Origin of the sequence: Streptomyces sp. NPDC048142, assembly GCF_043202835.1 — a bacterium.
Lineage (GTDB): Bacteria > Actinomycetota > Actinomycetes > Streptomycetales > Streptomycetaceae > Streptomyces.
Genome location: NZ_JBIDBC010000002.1, coordinates 102,565 through 118,223, shown reverse-complemented (window position 1 = coordinate 118,223; position 15,659 = coordinate 102,565). Strand labels below are relative to the sequence as shown.

Below are 15,659 nucleotides of genomic sequence, written 5' to 3'. Positions count from 1 at the left end.
CTTGCGAGGTCATGCGGCTGCGCGCAGTTCGTCGGATACCGCAATCAGTTGTTTCACATCCGACTCGCGGTCGCTCCCCAGCGCCATCGCGAGCGGGACGGCGCGGCGGGGCGCGGGGGCCCCCTTCTCGATCCGAGCGGAGGCCCGGCGGAGCCGGGCGGCGAGCTCGGCGGAATCGATGTTGAGGACTGTGCTGTCGTCACCCTCGTCCAGCAGGTACGGGCTGATGTCCACCAGGCCGTCGCGGCACTCCACGATGCGGCGGTGGTAGCGCCGGTGCACGCCACGGGCCCGCCATCGGTCCAGCGGAGCAGAGGACGCCGGCCTCAGCACGTTGTCCGGATACGCCCCCGCCAGCAGCTCCCACAGAGGCGAGAGGCGACGGTGATCACGCCGGTGTTGGAGCCAGAGACGTAGGGAGGAGAACCGCGCTCGGGCTCCGGAATAGGTGACACCGGCGGCGAACAGCAGGATGGATGCGACCAAGAGGAAGGCCACGGCCGCCATAAGGGGATGTGCCACGTCTACGTCTGCTGAGCGAACGGCGACGATGACGGCTCGAATCGCGCACGCTACGGCCATCGCTCCCAGGCCGACGGCGGTCATCCAGAGCCCGGTGGAGTGCGGGCGCCGGGACATGCGGGCGTATTGGCGAGTCCACCGAAACGCCATGCCGAGGGCATACATGAGGTACAGGCCAGCGCCGCCGTAGAAGAAGGCGATCTGGGGAATCGTCATGTCGGCTGTGCTGAAGCTTCCGGCGAAGACCTCATGCGGCACCGACACCGCAGCCACGGTGATCGCGACTGCGACGACCCCGACGAGCACGGCTTCCCTGCGTGCCCGCCGACGCCCCGCTTCTTCGTCAGCGGCGGAGTAGAGGTAGAAGCACATGAGGAAGTAGACCGTCAGGAGCAGCAGCACGTTCTGGATCAGCTTCGCCGTGCCGTGGCCGGCGACGGTGTCGACTCCGGACGCGCCGCCGGGCATCGCTACGGGGTACGAGAGCGCAGCGCAGAGCAGGCAGAGGGTGACCGAGCGGAGAGGTGCGTCATGCGGGCTTCGCTTCCACTGGTAGAGCTTCCAGACCAGTGCGGCCAGGAGCCCCAGGAGCAGGAGTTCCACGAGTTACAGCCATCCTCGCCGGTCGCCAAGAGCCGCCTCGACCCGGCGCAGGGCGGGATCATCAGCCGGAGGAGTGGAGTTTGCGAGCAGGGCCGACCACTCCAGGATGATCGTTGCCACGAGTTCGACGGAGCACTCCTCGCCGTCGTCGTACGAGCAACGCTGGGCGACACGCTTGACCGCCTCGGTCCCGAAGACCGGCAACAGGGTGGCCCACCCCTCCACGTCGACGGTCGCCGCGTCTTCATCAGGGGCGGTGTCCTTGGCTGCCTTCTCGTTCTCCGCCACGAGGATGTGTCCGACCTCGTGCAGGATGATCCCATCCTGGTGCAGCTCGGTCGTCTCCTGCTGGTACAGAATCACGTCGTACGTGTCGTACTCCGCCCACATGCCCGACGGGCCCGGCTTGGGCAGCGGAGCTTCGCGCAGGTACAGAGGGCGCCCGCGCCGTCGGCTGAGTGCCGTGCACAGTCGCTCGACGTCGAGCGGGGGATGGACTCCAAGGTCTTGCAGCTCCCGGCGGATGAGGCGGTGCAGATCCCTCTCCACTGGGCGCATGCCGGCAGCACGCCAGCGGCGTACTAGCCGCCCACGACCTCCACCCCCTTGAGCTGGAACCGCAGGCTCGTGCCCGATTTTTTCAGACCCCATGGATAACCCTCCTACTTGTGGCTCCCCCCGAGGCGGACGACTTCGCGCCCGCACGGACGACTGGATTCCCTTCACTCTGCCGCTAGGTCCGGAACGATCCTGATTCGCCAGGCCAGCGAAGCGCCGGTCGCCGATATCCGGAATGCCGCATCTCTGGCTTGCATCGCTCTAGCGAAATAGCAGAGTTCTGATCTGATCCATTCGGGCAGGTGCCGGGAACCAGTACTGGAGATTACGCGAAGGGTCTGACGCGATCAGTCCAAAAGCTGATCCGCAGTTGGTAGTGACGCAGTGTCAGAGTATCTTCGCAAAGGTGACATAGTGCCATCTTCGTTTTTCGATCAAGCTCTGACATGCGAGTTTTCTCCGATAGTGCCCATGTCAAGACGTGGATCACAAGGGTGGCGTTGCTCCTGATGTGACATATTTCGCGCTCAAAACCCAACGTCGGGTCGGTACTCACCTAGGAAAAATGATCGGCGTCATGCGCGTGGCAGGCTCGTTTGCAGTGGTGTCGAACAGTTGCCGCAGCGGGCGGAGTGGGCGGAGGGGCAACTTTTGGCCAGCTATGCATTACGAAGAGTAGCCACTACGCCCAAGGGTGCTCGTTAGTAGCAAATGCCTTCTTCGGCTGGCGCTATTGCCAGCCGAAGAAGGCGGTGATGCACGCCGTCACGGAAACGCTCACCCGGGCGTGACGGCTACCAGGAGTCCGACGGCGCTGATCATGAGCATCATCGCCGCTATGGCCCCAGCGACCGGAACGGACCACTCGGGGCGACGCACGAGCAGTACGAGCGTTCCGGTACCGATGAGCATCGTGACGACGAGTAGAAGCAAGATCAGGAGAAGGGAGGGCAGGTTCACGCGTCCCCTTCCACCCCACCGGCACGCGCGAGAGCTCCCTCGGCGTACTGCCGGCCAAGCCGCCTGAGCTTTCGCCGTACTCGTTCCCCCAGGGCGTTCGCGGTAGCTCTGCTGGCACTGGCCTCGGCCACGGCCTGGGCGGCGGCCTCCGCCCAAGTGGTGGTCCGGAAGTTGGCCCACGCTGCTGCTACGGCTCGCTCGGTCGGCGTGAGGCGTTTGAGCACCGCTGCCACTCTCGGGTCGTCGGGTAGTGCACCGACCAGCACTTCGAGAGGGTCCGGCCCTCCAGCGATGAGGTCCTGAACAGACAGGCCGCCCCCAAGGTCGACATCCAGACTATGTACGCGGTTGCCGTTGACCTTGCGCCGCCAGATGGGGGTCAAGTGCCGGTGAAGTTCCCGAGTCTCCGTTTTGAGACGCTCAAGACCGCCAGGGCCTACCTGACCGTCAATGGGGAGGGTGCCGACCCAGTCACCCAGCAGAGCGGTTGCGACAGGCTCCTGCCAGCGGGCACCGCGACACAGGCCCAGTACCTCGGTCATAAACGTCTCGACCACCTGATGGTTGCCCGCCGCGGCGGCGTGCCGTGCCGCGATGGCGCGGGCGGTGCGCACCACTGCACTTTCGGGCGGAGGTGTTTCGGCTTGGATATCCTCAGGCGTAGCTCGTGACGGGCGGCGGAGGGGGGCCTCTCCGTTCAGGGTGAGCATCATGTCGGGGAGGGTGTCCCTGACGGTGGGCAGTACGGAACCGTCGGCGTGAACCTCAATCAGGCCGGCCACGTCGGTGGTGCTCGTGTTGAAGGCAAACAGCGTGAGGTTGGGTCCTCCGCCGATGTAGGTCAACAGCTGATCTTTAAGAGGCTTACCACTGAAGGGGTAAGGCTCGTGTTCTCCCTGTCGCGGGGAAAACGTCGACGGTGTGCTGGAGGTCATTCGCGGTGTCCCTTCGAGATCGGAGGCTTCACCTCCCGGTCCCGGTGCGGTCCTGTTCCGGCAATCAGACCACCCTTTTCTTATGTGATGCGCGCCACTGTGGCTCTGCTTGGGGTTGGTCCCGCTCGCGCCGACTCGGAGGCTTGGCTTGTTCGCGAGAACCGACAGGGGATAGCCGACCTCTGCGGGTTCCATCGCCGACCATGGCTGGCCCGCCCCGAAGCTGGCGGGCATCCTCCATGCATGTCCACTTCATCCTCGGAGCGCCCCGTCGTCTACTTCGACGAGTCCGCCAACTCGGGCCAGAACCTCCTCGACCCGCACCAGCCCGTTTTCACGGTGGCCGGAGTCCACCTCCCTGATGACCTCGCCGCTTCCATCGTCGATGACGTTCGTGGGCAGCTCCCGCGCAATCTGCGCGAGCCGAAGTACACGTCGCTGGCGGGTTCCAGTCGCGGACGGAAGTCGCTGATGAACGCTTTCTCGCGCCTGCCCGAGGGGACTGTGCGGACCTACCTGGTCGATAAGCGCTTCATGGTGATAGCCAAGATGGTCGACGTCATCGTGGAGCCCATGGCTCACCGGGACGGCTACAACCTGTACCAGGGGAAGGAAGCCCTCGCCCTGGCGGACATGCTGCACCTGGCCGGCCCGGTCATGGGGGATGCGGACGCCTACGACCGGATGCTCCACGCGTTCGTGAACTGGGTCCGGCAGAAGGCCACCACCGACGAGCTGTACGCGGCCGTGGCCGCTCTCAAGTCCTCCGTACAGAACCGGCAGTTCGCCGAGTGGGTGGAGGTCCTGGAATACTGCCGGTCCGTCGCTGACGAAACCGCAGCGGAGATCGCATCCCAGGTATGTCGGGACGAGCTGGATCCGGCGATCCCAAGCCTGTACTGCCTCGCCACCACATTCGGTCAGACCCTTGGTAAGTTCCGCCTGGTACACGACGCATCGAAAGTCGTCGACCGCAACGCCACGCACCTGCACACCGTGCACCTCATCCCCGACCCCGCCCGGCCGGGCGAGTTCATGAACCCCCTCATGGGCTCCATCGAGTTCGCGGACAGCAAGGACCACCCGCAGCTTCAGGTGGCGGACTGGGCCGCTGGCGCGACGCGCCAGTGGGCACAGCAGATGGCAGGTGGCGGCGGGGACCAGTTCTCGCGTGAGCTGGAGTCGGTTGCCCGGCCTTGGCTCGTCGGCGGCATATGGCCGGCGCCCGTGGAGAGCTGAGGGTCATGACGACGACGAGGTGCGCCTTGCAGGATCTGGACAGACGCCCTGAAGCCGGAGTCGAGGGCCCGCACATGAGCAGCTCGTCGCCCGAGAGCCTTCAGGGCGAGGGCCCTTCTGGCTTCCGTGTCCGCCAGCTTGCTCGGGGCGGGGGCTGGAGGGTCGAAACGCAGCTGCCTCCGCCGGGGGCTCGGGTCGTTGACTGGCCATTTGCTCGTTAACCAGATCTACCGGCATGTGAGGCCATAAAATAGGGGTAGTTGCGCAGGTTAGATTGCGCCTGCAATCACTTTGATGTGTGTGCCCACCGGTGGGCACATCGCTTCTGCGCAGCAGGACCGAGCAGGACGTAGCGGGATGGAAACGGGGTAGAAAGTCCGTTTCCATGATAACGGTCAGGTAAAATCGCAGGTCAGAGACCTGCCCGCCTCGGGTTCGAATCTCCTAGGCTCCACATCAATAGAGGTCCCCTGACCTGCGGAAACGCAGGTCAGGGGACCTCTCTGTGTTGATCACGTCAGCACCGTGTCAGCACCGGTCTGATCGTCCGGACGATGGTCCAGGACGGGGTCAACGACCTCGGCGCCGGACGCCTCGCTCCGCGCTCGGCCCGCTCCTCGACCGAGGAGCGGGCCGCTGTGCTCGGTGGACGGGCCCGTCACCAGAGGCTCAGTGGACGACCCTCGATGACGGCCGTCCGGCGGCGGGTGCGGGGACGGCTCGGGCAGCGGGAAGAGCCTTCGGTCTCGCAGATCGGCCGGAGGAGAGGGGGCACTGTCCGCAATGGGCCACTATGATCCCCCTCAGCAGAACCCGAGCCACGTCTCACGATCACTCACACGTGACGCAGTCCGCCGGTCGGCCGTCAGGCGGTCCAGAGCTGCGGCGTTGTGTGCCCGGATCTCCGCAGCGTGGCCGTGCAGCACACTCTGCGGGGAGAGATCCACGAACCACAGGGGCCGCAGTGCTGCTCCGCGCAACGCCTTGGCCTCGGGCGCCTTGATCCCAGCGTGCAGATTCCGTACTCCGAGCTCAGGCGCACGCATGATCTGGCCGTAGATCACCAGGTTGAAGTATTCGGCTGCCCCGACAAGACGCTCGTAGTCGAATCCGGCAGCGCGCAGATAGAGCGTGTCTCCCCACACGTAGTAGAGGCAGAAGCCGACGGCCTCGCCGGTGGGCAAGCGGCACACGGCAACTGTTGCGTTGTCCCCCATCACGGCCGCGTGGCGCTGGAAGGCGGCCAGTTCCTTTTCCTCGGAGCCGCTGTGTCCGTACTTGCTCTGCGTCACGGCGGCAAGCCTGGCGATGGTTTCGCAGCATTCGGCCAGCGGCAGGTGTTCCACGGTGTAGCCGGCCTCGGCAAAGCGGCGTACCTCGGCGCGTATGGCGACCCGCCGCTTGTAGCTGTGGTTCTCCAAGTACTCCTCCCACCCCCCCTCCGGAATCTCCCACCAGCCTTCCGTCTCCAGGAATACCGGGGGCGGGCAGTCGATGCTGTCGGAAATCGCCCGCGCCGTGTCCGTGGACAGGTACATCCCGACAAGAGCCTGCTGGTCCGCGCCGGGCAGCGCCTGGTGACGGACGGCCAGCTCGGCGGTCAGTGCCTCGGCAGCCTTGGCGCGATCCACCCCCGGCCCGTACAGGAAGTCACTCCGGTACCCCTGGTCAGAGCCGATCATCAGGCCGGTGGCCGGTGGTTGCGGCAGCCCATGCCCGGCCATCAACTCATTCCACCGGTAGAAGGCCGAGGGCAGTCCCTCGACGACGGTTACTGGTGCGGCGGCCAGCACGCGGGCGCCGTCCTCCTTGGCCACGACGACACCGGTGGATGTCGCGCCCGGAGTCGTCGCGCACAGGCGCAGCCAAGAGCTGGAAGAGTAGAACCGGTCGGCGGCCAGAGCGTCCCACGTGTTCGGCGACAGCTCTCCGAGGTCCAGAGGGGATGCGTCAGCGACTCTCATACTGTTGACTTTCTGGTCAGGCGTGGTGGAAGCGGTATGTGTCAAGCCCGATGAGACGTTTACTTGCCTGTGAGGCTTGTGACTGGAGTTCCTTGTGCCTGGCGGGATCGGTGGTCCATGGTCTGTTCGGTGATCTCGGGCGGTCGGAGCTCGCGGCTGAAGCGTTCGGGGCAGGCGGCGTAGGCGTTGTCGAAGGTGACGGCGCGGTGGCCGAGGACGAGATCGCCGGTAACGACAACTCGGGCGCAATGTCGACCGGTTGCCACGATGAATGATTCAGGCTTGGTTCTCGTCGGCACCGCCACCAGGGGGAGTGCCGGGTTCGACACCTATGGAAGAGAAGGCCTCACGGAGGAAACGATCGAGTTCGGCTGAGCCTGCGGGGCCGACGATGCCGGCCAGAGGGACGTCGGTGTCCACATAGCTGAGCGTTGTCTTGACCGGATCGCTCTCGGATCGCTGGATCCACCGGTGAACGAGTGGGCTCTCGCGGAATGCTCTTTCCCCCTCGATCCGGCAGAACTCGCTGCCGAGTCGATGGCCGGGCCAGATGAACCACCCGTAGTGGGGCTCGTCGCCGTCGGGCCAGGTGTAGCTGCCGGCTTCCAGGCCGTCGGTGATCAACTGCAGATAGCGGGACGGCAGATGTACGCCGGTGGCGAGCTCGAAAGTGTCCACCACGTCCGCGCCGCCGAAGCGGGCGCCGACCTCAAGGAACACCGGCCCGTCCGCCGTTTCGATGCCTTCGAGGTGGAAGAGACTCGTGGTGATGCCGACGGCGGCGAGGCACTCGGTGGTCCACTGGTGCAGTTCCGGGGTCAGATCGATCTGCACCGAGCCGAGCGGCGTTCCGTCCGCGTACCCCAGGCAAGTACCGATGTAGCGACTGGCCTTGACGACCGCCGGCTTGCCGTCGGCCACCAGACCGTCCACATGGATGATGGGGCCGGTGATGAACTCCTCGACCTCGAAACCGCTCTGCTCGGTGCCTTCGGGGAGCCCAGCCTCCCGCACCACGGCCAGCGCTTCGGCCAGCGTCGGGTAGACGTGGACGTTGAGGCTCGCCGCACCATCGAGTGGCTTCAGCACCGTCTCATGTGCCCAGGGCAGTTCGTCGTGCTCCGCATCGAGTGCCTCGGACAGGGACATAAACCGGGGGACTCGCAGACCTGCCGCAGCGACTGCGGACTTCATGACCACCTTGTCGCGCCAGGGCAGGATGTCTGCCTCCTGGTCACCGGGCACACCGAGGGCGGTCCGCACCTGGGCAGCGGCGATCAGGTCGAACTCGGCGAGGGAGATCACCGAATCGAAGGGAGGCAGCCCGGCGACAGCCGCCAGTACCTCCGTTGCGGTATCGCCGGTGCCGGGGCGCTCGATGCGCGTGCAGCGGAGGTCGGCCGGAAGGGTCGTCAGCCGGTCCGCAGGCCCGACGTAGGTGACATCGTGTGCTTCGTGGTCAATTCCGCTTGCGTAGCGGATCATTTTATCCGTGACTCGATGGAGGATGAGAAGGCGCATGGGGATTCCTCAGATGGGCGATAAGTGGACTGAAGAGAATGGCGGCGCAGACGGAACCGATCACGGAGCCCAGAACGACATTTTGAGGGCTGTAAGAAACGGCGAACAGGGCCACCACGAATCCGGCCGCCGGCAAGGACAGCTGGTTGAGCAGTGCGATGATGCCAATCGTTTTCGCGAAGTGCTCGCTCGGTATTCTTCTGACTCGTTCCGTACGCATGATGACGTTAAAGAATCCGACGGTTCCAAGCAGAATCGCATAGCTCACCGCATACTCCGTGAACGTGTTCGCCAATCCGACCCCGACGCCGCCCAGGCAGATGAGCGAATAAGACGCCATCAGGGCGGCGAAAGGTTTCAGCCGCTTCGCCACCTTCGGGACGATGAAGAACGCCAGGATGCCGACCACTCCGACTCCGGAACTCAGGATCCCGTAGTACTTGTCCGGCTTGTGAAAAATGCCACTGGTGGTAGCTGCGCTTGTAGCCATGCCGACACCGACCATGAGATTGACCGTCATGGCGAGGCCGACCAGACCCAGGATCGCGGGCAGTTTACGCAGGATTGATATACCTTCACCTATACCGGTGATCACCAGGCGGACGGTGAGCAGCTCTTCCGCCCCCTCAGTAGGCTTCTCGGTCCGCAGCCATCGGCGCAGGGACAGGGTGTTGAGCGTGGTCAGCGCATATACCGCCCCGATCACCACAAGCAGACTGGTGGTCGGCAGTGCCGAAGCGAGCAACGCTGCCAGCGCGGGGCCGGCCACCCAACTGCTCTGCTCTGTTCCCTGGATGATCGACTGTGCCCGGATCATCTGGTTCATCGGGACGAACCGGGGAAGTGTGGCCTCCAGGGCGATGTGGGACTGCGCGCCCCCCAGTGACATGCCGGCAGCCAGCACGCACAGCGTGATCAGATTCCCGGCGGGCATCAGATACATCAGAGCGAACGAGGCGATGGCCAGCCCGGAGCGGATGAAATCCGAGTAGACATACAGGGTGTATCCACGGATGCGGCTTGCGAGTACCCCGGCCACGGGTAGGAAAATCACTCGGGGAAGCCATTCGACAAGAAAGATCAGGCCGGTCTGCGACGCACTGCCCGTCAACTTGTAGGCAAGCAGGGGGATGGCAAACAGGAGGAACTGGTCGCCGAGCGCAGCGATCCCGCGGCCCGTGACGAAACGCGCCATCTGGGCAGCCGGCATGTATGCCTGTCGCGGTGCTGCCGCATCGTCACCACCGAGTTCCCCACTGTTCTCGGTCGTCTTCATCGAGTTCTCACTCGGGTTGCGGTTCATAGTCCCCTGGAGTTCATTTCACCAAGCCACTTGAGCATGTCGTCGATGCTCATTGCTCGTCGCAGGCCCCAACACTGCGACCAATGCTGCTCGATTAGCGGTGGTACGCAGCACGCCATAGGCGGAGTGTCCACAGCTCAGCAGCCCGCATCCTGGAGTCAGCAGAGCGACGTTGCTCTTGCGGCTGTGTCCACATTCCGATATAGCGGCGCTGCGAAACCGCAGGGCAGCGCCAGAGAGACATGCTGAAGAGGCAGAGGCTTCGGAGTGGCGAGCGAATTATAAGCACTTGAAGAGGAGAATTGCACGGTAATCCTGGCAGGGTGGACTCTTGCAGGCCGTCTCACGTGGTGATGCTTGCGAGTCCCTTGTAGCAGGTCAGGGCAGCTGCCCCGGTCGGCTGCGTTCGGGCCGGTCAGCGAGCTCCTTTCTTCGCGCGCACGCCCGCCGCGTCCACGATGGCCGAGGTCCAGTCGAGTTCCCCTCGCGCGCCGAGCTCGTCCAGCACCGCGCGGTGCAGCCGCCGCCACACCCCCGCCTCGGTCCAGGCGGTGAACCGGCGGTGCGCGGTGGCCGGTGAGGCCCCGAAGTCCCCCGGCAGCACCTGCCAGGCGCACCCGCTGGTCAGCACGTACACCACGGCGGTGAACACCGCGCGCTCGTCCACCGGAGCCGTACCACCGCCCTGCGGCCGGGACGTGAACTCCGGCAGCAACGGAGCGACCAGCTCCCACAACACGTCCGGCACCAGCCGGCTCGAAAGATCAGCACCCACAAGCCGACATCATGCCGCACCGCTCTCACGCCACGTGAGATAGCCACTTGATGTGGGATGAGGGGATTGTGACTATTTTTCATGCACCCCTGCACAGGAGTGGCTCAGCCCCCACGTCTCAAAAGCGAACGATCTCCCCTTCTCTTCCCCTTCGATCAGCTCCACATCGAGCCGTCGGAACCCCGCCCGGACGGCCACGGCCACACTCGGGGCATTCTCGGCCTCCAGTTTCAGAATCACCTGCTCCGCTCCCAGCTTCTCGAACGCGTAGCGGGCCATCACCCGTACCGCACGGGAGGCCAGCCCTTGTCCCCGGTGCGCCGGCCCGACCGCGTAGCCGATCTCCGTTCCCTCCGGCGCCCGCCGCAACGTCGCCTCTCCGAGCGCAGTCCCCCCGTCCACGGTGATCGCGAGCAGGGCGGCCGTTCCCTCGGCCCGTAACTGCCGGGCCCGGTCGAGGCGTATCTGCGCAGCCGCCGCGTCGAAGGGCGAGACGAGCGGTGTCCAGTACGCGACATCCGAGTGATCGAAGAGTCCCGGCATCGTGGCCAGGTCCCGCTCCGCCCAGTCGCGCAGGACGAGTCCCTCCCCCACGAGTTCGAGCCGTCCAGGAAGGAACGGCGTGGTGCTGGTCATGGCGAAGAACCTCCGTGGCGTGTTCCAGGGTCTCGGTACGTCCATGGGGCGGGACAGGCAACGTGACGGTATGTGATGGCGGGGCGGGGTGCGCAAGAGGGCGCAGCCCCGCGGTGCAGGACCATTTGCGCCCCGAAGCCCGGCATGCGCGCGAAAGACCCAAGTAGCTCCGCTACGAGGGTGTTTCTGCCGCACTGCGCCCGCACGCAGCACCGACCGCCGCTCTTTTCCTCCTTGGATGCGCGCCCAGGTCGTGAGACAGTCGGCGCGGCATGGGTGGCTCTGCGCACACCTCGGAATCGCTGGGCGGGCTCGCACCGTGAGCGTTGGACGGAGGGCCGGCGTCTCGAATGCTGAGCACGCACCCCGCTCGTGCTCCGGTGTGCGCCTTGACGTTCCGCGTGCCAGTTGTACTTTTGCCTGGCTGTGGCTGCCGTAGCTATTGACGGGGGTATGCCGCACGGATACTTTTTTGTCTAGCTCCGGGATCAGTGGCACGCGGACGAAACTTAGCGTTCTTCATGCCTGAAAATGGACATGGCGGCGCATTAGTGGCGAGGCGTACGAAGCGGGTCGTAGGGGTTCGCCTTGAAGTATCGGAGATGGGAAGTCTCCGCCTCCCCACTCGGGGAGATCTAGTTGTATTGCAGCTGCGCGGCCGGTCAGAACCGTCACATGGGGAAGGCTGGGGCGATTCCCTTCAGTGTGGAAGGTGAAATTTTTCTCCCGTTCGGCTACCTTCCTTTTGCTGTGGCATGCGCAGAGGTGCCGGAAGACATTCACATTCAATGTTGACTGTGGATGCCTGAGTTCCTTCGCTAATCGACCAAGGCGACGGCACCCAGGGCCTCTCCTTGTGTGTTGCGGTAGCAATGCTGTGGGCGGCTCATCCGGCATCAGAGTTCGATATTTAGGGGAGAAATGTCTGACATTGCCGGCGTGTTCGCACGTGAAATTGTTGATAGTCGTGGCAATCCCACGGTAGAGGTGGACGTTCGCCTCGCCGACGGCTCTCTGGGTAGGGCTGCGGTGCCCTCCGGAGCTTCGACCGGTACTCGGGAAGCGGTCGAACTCCGCGATTCCGACCCCGCCCGTTTCCGGGGAAAGGGGGTCACTCGCGCAGTCGCTGCAGTGAACGGGGAAATCGCGCAGGCGGTACGGGGACTTCCCGCTGAAGCACAGTCCACCGTCGACCGGCTGATGATTGAGCTCGACGGGACTGAGAACAAGGCACGGCTCGGGGCCAACGCGACGCTGGGTGTGTCGCTCGCGGTAGCCAAGGCCGCGGCTGCATCGCGAGAAATGCCCCTGTACCGCTATGTCGGCGGCACTTTCGCCCACGTTCTCCCGACCCCGATGATCAACATCATCAACGGTGGTGCCCACGCCGACAATGCACTCGATTTCCAGGAGTTCATGGTCGCGCCGGTGGGTGCGGCCTCGATGGCCGAGGCCGTCCGTATCGGCTCGGAAGTCTTCCATACACTGCGGGACCTTCTCCGAGCCGCGGGGCACAACACCAACGTCGGCGATGAGGGTGGATTCGCGCCCGACCTGGCCACGGCGGACGAGGCGCTCGAGTTCATTGTCAAGGCTATCGAGAAGAGCGGTTTCCAGCCGGGCCGCGACGTGGCGCTGCTGTTGGACCCCGCCTCCTCGGAGTTCTATCGCGATGGGGCCTACCACTACGCGGGCGAGAACCGAGTCCGATCGGTGACAGAGCATGCCGACTACCTTGCCGACCTGACGTCCCGATTCCCGATCGTGTCGATCGAGGACGGCATGGCTCAGGACGACTTCGAAGGCTGGAAGTACCTCACCGACGCCATCGGCTCCACCTGCCAGCTGGTCGGTGACGACGTCTTCTGCACCAACGTTCGTTTGCTGCAGGACGGCATAGATCAAGGAATTGCGAACTCGATTCTGGTCAAGGTCAATCAGATCGGCACCCTGACCGAAATGCTGGACACCACGAATACGGCTTTCCGTGCCGGCTACTCCGCGGTGATGTCGCACCGCTCGGGTGAGACCGAGGACACGACCATTGCCGATCTCGCAGTGGCCCTCAACTGTGGCCAGATCAAGACGGGTTCGCTGTCGCGGGCCGACCGGACGGCCAAGTACAACCAGCTGATCCGGATCGAGGAAGAGCTGGGAGCCGAGTCGGTCTACGGCGGAGTGAAGTTCTTCAACGGCATCAGTAGCTGAACCCGGGGAGACACGACCCGATGAGCATCATCGTGCTCCACAAGGGCAACGCCAGCCGGCGCAGTCACCTGGAAAAAGCCGCAGAGTACGCGAAGAAGAACGGGGACCGGCTTCTTCTCGTCATGAAGGATCCGACCTGGGAGAAGGAGTTCGCCGACGCCCTGGCGTCGGTGGACACCTCGGACGTCGAGGCCACAGTCGCTGCGGTGCGCGCACTGGCAGCGGCCGAGACGGAACCCGTCCGGGCCGTCGCGGCGTTCGTCGGGCACACGGTGCCCGCCGCTGCCGCGGTCGCTGCCGACTTGGGCCTTCGATTCGTCAGCGAGCAGGTGGCGCGCAAGGTACGTGACAAGTACGCCATGCGCGAGGCGTTCACCTCGGGGAACGTGCCGCAGCCGGTCTACGGGCTGGCCCGGACGCTTGAGGAGGCCGCGACGCAGTCCGCCCGCATCGGTTTCCCTCTGGTGCTCAAGCCGCTCATCGACAACGACACCGGGTACTTCCGGCGCGTGGACAGCATGGCTGAACTCACCGAGCACTTTCCGGTGGTTCAGCGCGGCGCCTGGTCCGGGATCGCGCACAACCCGCTGTACGCCTGGATGGCAGAAACGTATGACTCGGCCATCCTGCTGGAAGAGTACCTACCGGGCGCGGAAGTCAGCGTCGAGTCGATTGTCGTTGATGGCCGGGCCCACGTGGTCGCTATCCATGACAAGCCGGTCCCCATGGAGGGCCCCTATTTCGTCGATGTCCACTATGCGACCCCCAGCCGGCTGTCGGCAGAGGTGCAGGAGCGGATCGTCGACCTCACGGCAGCCTCGCATCGGGCCGTTGGCATTGACACCGGCGCTGTGCACACGGAATTCCGGATCCAGAGCGATGGCACTCCGAAGATCCTTGAGACGGCGGCGCGACTTGGCGGTGGTCCGGTCTATCAGTCGGTTCTGTTGAGCACAGGCGTTGACATGGTTGCGGCAGTGCTCGATGTGGCGTCCGGCCGGACACCGGATCTCCTTCCCAAACCTACACCCACGCCTGCCGGTTTCTATTTGTTCTTCGCAGAGAAGGCCGGGCGGATCAGCGAGATCAGAGGGGTGGAAGAAGCCGGCCGCAACCCCTGTGTACATGAGCTTTCGCTCTACCGAAAGGTGGGCGAATCTGTCGATGTCCCGCCGCACGTCTGGCAGTCGCACGGCCATGTGATCTTTACCGCTGACAGCGACAACGGATTTGTTGAGACATTCGACAAGCTTGTGAATTCCATCAGGATCGAGATCGAACAATGTCCTCGATGAGGATTCGGGTGTACCGTCTGAGGAGTTATCAGTGAAGATCAGGAACGAGCTGGCACCGTATCTTGCGGGGTACGAAGAGAAGTTCACGAGCAAGGGCGATATTCGCTGGCTTCCGCATCTGCTCTTCTTCCACCCGCAGTCGCATCGTTCGGAAGTAGTGAACACGGACTCGATCGGTTTCCGATACGCCACGGACAACGGCCGCAGCTGTTCGGTGGCCGATCTCGGAGATACCGATTCGGTACGGCTCCTGGCCGGCAGTTCCACGGTCTTCGGTATCGGTGCAAGCTCCGACGCCTGGACGCTTCCCTCGCGACTGAACGCCCGCGATGCCAGGCCCGGCACCTGGCTAAATTTCGGCGGTCGCAGCTTCAATTCGACTCAGGAACTTCTTCTGCTCACGCTCTACCGCCACATGCTGCCGAAGGTGGATGAGATTGTTCTGTTCTCCGGGTTCAACAACCTGAGCTTGGCCCGCATGCCGCAGATGCGGGAGGAGGACCACGGCACCTTCTTCCAGTACACGACGTACCAGGACATCTTCGCGCAACACGGGAAGGCGAAGTCGTCGATGCGCGGCCTGCTGCGCAGGGAAAAGGAAGTACCCGTGCCGGCCGCGCCGAGTATCGACGAGCAGATCGCCTACGCCGCCGACCTCACGCTGCGTCACCTGAGCGGTTGGAAGGCTCTGGCCTCCACCTGGGACGCGAAGATCACGTACATGCTTCAGCCGCTGTCGGGCTGGGTGCGTGACAAGGGAAGTCGGGAAGAAGAGATGATCTTCGACGAGCTTGAGCAGCACGGAGGTTTCGCCGCGATGTACGGCGACATCCTGAGCCGCGAGGTGAATATCGAATACGCGGCGATGCTGGAGCGGGGTGCGAAGGAAATGGGCATTGATTTCGTCAATTTCAGCCCCGTCCTGGCCGAGTCCGCCCAGCCGGATCAGTGGCTATTCATCGACCGGATCCACCTGACGGACCATGGTCATGATTTTGTTGCCGGCAAGATCCTGGAAAATATCTAACCTGGAGTCCTGTATGTCGTTCATCAAATCCTTGGTCGCTCGCATTTTCCGTAGGAAGAAGCCAAAGAAGCCGGATGCGTCCATTTACCCAATGTTCTGACGCTGTTCGAGCA

14 protein-coding genes are annotated in these 15,659 nt (G+C 64.1%); 5 read left to right on the top strand and 9 right to left on the bottom strand.

Annotated features, from left to right (window positions below):
- Window positions 1–9: 9 nt before the first annotated feature.
- From ACGF2Y_RS03085 to ACGF2Y_RS03070, 4 genes are all read right to left on the bottom strand, one after another.
- Window positions 10–1,125: an MAB_1171c family putative transporter gene (locus tag ACGF2Y_RS03085; protein WP_392942769.1), complete on the bottom strand. Its 1,116-nt coding sequence runs from the start codon at window positions 1,123–1,125 to the stop codon at window positions 10–12.
- 3 nt (window positions 1,126–1,128) lie between these two features.
- Window positions 1,129–1,683: a hypothetical protein gene (locus ACGF2Y_RS03080; protein ID WP_392942767.1), complete on the bottom strand. Its 555-nt coding sequence runs from the start codon at window positions 1,681–1,683 to the stop codon at window positions 1,129–1,131.
- A gap of 777 nt (window positions 1,684–2,460) precedes the next feature.
- Complete coding sequence (locus ACGF2Y_RS03075; protein WP_392942765.1) at window positions 2,461–2,643, bottom strand: hypothetical protein; 183 nt, start codon at window positions 2,641–2,643, stop codon at window positions 2,461–2,463.
- On the bottom strand, window positions 2,640–3,488 hold the full coding sequence (locus tag ACGF2Y_RS03070) for a hypothetical protein (RefSeq protein ID WP_392942763.1): 849 nt from the start codon (window positions 3,486–3,488) through the stop codon (window positions 2,640–2,642). The genes ACGF2Y_RS03075 and ACGF2Y_RS03070 overlap by 4 nt, the downstream gene beginning before the upstream one ends.
- 333 nt (window positions 3,489–3,821) lie before the next feature.
- On the opposite strand from ACGF2Y_RS03070, the gene ACGF2Y_RS03065 reads away from it, so the two are divergent.
- A complete protein-coding gene (locus ACGF2Y_RS03065; protein WP_392942761.1) occupies window positions 3,822–4,817 on the top strand; it encodes a DUF3800 domain-containing protein in 996 nt (331 codons plus the stop codon).
- A gap of 803 nt (window positions 4,818–5,620) precedes the next feature.
- Here the strand turns inward: ACGF2Y_RS03065 and ACGF2Y_RS03060 are convergent.
- Window positions 5,621–6,781, bottom strand: coding sequence for a GNAT family N-acetyltransferase (locus ACGF2Y_RS03060; RefSeq protein WP_392942760.1), 1,161 nt, complete (start codon window positions 6,779–6,781; stop codon window positions 5,621–5,623).
- Window positions 6,782–6,891: 110 nt separating this feature from the next.
- Between ACGF2Y_RS03060 and ACGF2Y_RS03055 the strand changes: the two genes are divergently transcribed.
- Window positions 6,892–7,056 (top strand): hypothetical protein, encoded by a 165-nt coding sequence (locus ACGF2Y_RS03055; RefSeq protein ID WP_392942758.1) that lies wholly within the window; start codon window positions 6,892–6,894, stop codon window positions 7,054–7,056.
- Between the two features lies 1 nt (window position 7,057).
- On the opposite strand, the gene ACGF2Y_RS03050 is transcribed toward ACGF2Y_RS03055, so the two are convergent.
- The 4 genes from ACGF2Y_RS03050 to ACGF2Y_RS03035 all read right to left on the bottom strand — a co-directional run bounded on the left by ACGF2Y_RS03050 (window position 7,058) and on the right by ACGF2Y_RS03035 (window position 11,016).
- Complete coding sequence (locus ACGF2Y_RS03050) at window positions 7,058–8,266, bottom strand: acetyl-CoA carboxylase biotin carboxylase subunit family protein (RefSeq protein ID WP_392942756.1); 1,209 nt, start codon at window positions 8,264–8,266, stop codon at window positions 7,058–7,060.
- A 1-nt stretch (window position 8,267) separates the two neighbouring features.
- Window positions 8,268–9,578, bottom strand: a complete 1,311-nt coding sequence (locus ACGF2Y_RS03045) for an MFS transporter (RefSeq protein ID WP_392942754.1) — start codon at window positions 9,576–9,578, stop codon at window positions 8,268–8,270.
- A gap of 442 nt (window positions 9,579–10,020) precedes the next feature.
- Window positions 10,021–10,380 (bottom strand): transposase, encoded by a 360-nt coding sequence (locus ACGF2Y_RS03040; protein ID WP_392942752.1) that lies wholly within the window; start codon window positions 10,378–10,380, stop codon window positions 10,021–10,023.
- Between the two features lie 72 nt (window positions 10,381–10,452).
- Window positions 10,453–11,016: a GNAT family N-acetyltransferase gene (locus ACGF2Y_RS03035; RefSeq protein ID WP_392942750.1), complete on the bottom strand. Its 564-nt coding sequence runs from the start codon at window positions 11,014–11,016 to the stop codon at window positions 10,453–10,455.
- A gap of 921 nt (window positions 11,017–11,937) precedes the next feature.
- On the opposite strand from ACGF2Y_RS03035, the gene eno reads away from it, so the two are divergent.
- The 3 genes from eno to ACGF2Y_RS03020 are packed head-to-tail and all read left to right on the top strand — an operon-like array spanning window position 11,938 to window position 15,546.
- Window positions 11,938–13,224, top strand: coding sequence for a phosphopyruvate hydratase (gene eno / locus ACGF2Y_RS03030; protein ID WP_392942748.1), 1,287 nt, complete (start codon window positions 11,938–11,940; stop codon window positions 13,222–13,224).
- A gap of 20 nt (window positions 13,225–13,244) precedes the next feature.
- Window positions 13,245–14,519: an ATP-grasp domain-containing protein gene (locus tag ACGF2Y_RS03025; protein ID WP_392942747.1), complete on the top strand. Its 1,275-nt coding sequence runs from the start codon at window positions 13,245–13,247 to the stop codon at window positions 14,517–14,519.
- A gap of 31 nt (window positions 14,520–14,550) precedes the next feature.
- On the top strand, window positions 14,551–15,546 hold the full coding sequence (locus tag ACGF2Y_RS03020; protein WP_392942746.1) for an SGNH/GDSL hydrolase family protein: 996 nt from the start codon (window positions 14,551–14,553) through the stop codon (window positions 15,544–15,546).
- Window positions 15,547–15,659 lie beyond the last annotated feature (113 nt).

Bases quoted from the DNA above. Each gene is read 5' to 3' on its own strand.
- ACGF2Y_RS03080 (WP_392942767.1), bottom strand. From the start codon at position 1,683: ATGCGCCCAGTGGAGAGGGATCTGCACCGCCTCATCCGCCGGGAGCTG.
- ACGF2Y_RS03065 (WP_392942761.1), top strand. From the start codon at position 3,822: ATGTCCACTTCATCCTCGGAGCGCCCCGTCGTCTACTTCGACGAGTCC.
- ACGF2Y_RS03060 (WP_392942760.1), bottom strand. From the start codon at position 6,781: ATGAGAGTCGCTGACGCATCCCCTCTGGACCTCGGAGAGCTGTCGCCG.
- ACGF2Y_RS03050 (WP_392942756.1), bottom strand. From the start codon at position 8,266: ATGATCCGCTACGCAAGCGGAATTGACCACGAAGCACACGATGTCACC.
- ACGF2Y_RS03045 (WP_392942754.1), bottom strand. From the start codon at position 9,578: ATGAAGACGACCGAGAACAGTGGGGAACTCGGTGGTGACGATGCGGCA.
- ACGF2Y_RS03035 (WP_392942750.1), bottom strand. From the start codon at position 11,016: ATGACCAGCACCACGCCGTTCCTTCCTGGACGGCTCGAACTCGTGGGG.
- eno (WP_392942748.1), top strand. From the start codon at position 11,938: ATGTCTGACATTGCCGGCGTGTTCGCACGTGAAATTGTTGATAGTCGT.
- ACGF2Y_RS03025 (WP_392942747.1), top strand. From the start codon at position 13,245: ATGAGCATCATCGTGCTCCACAAGGGCAACGCCAGCCGGCGCAGTCAC.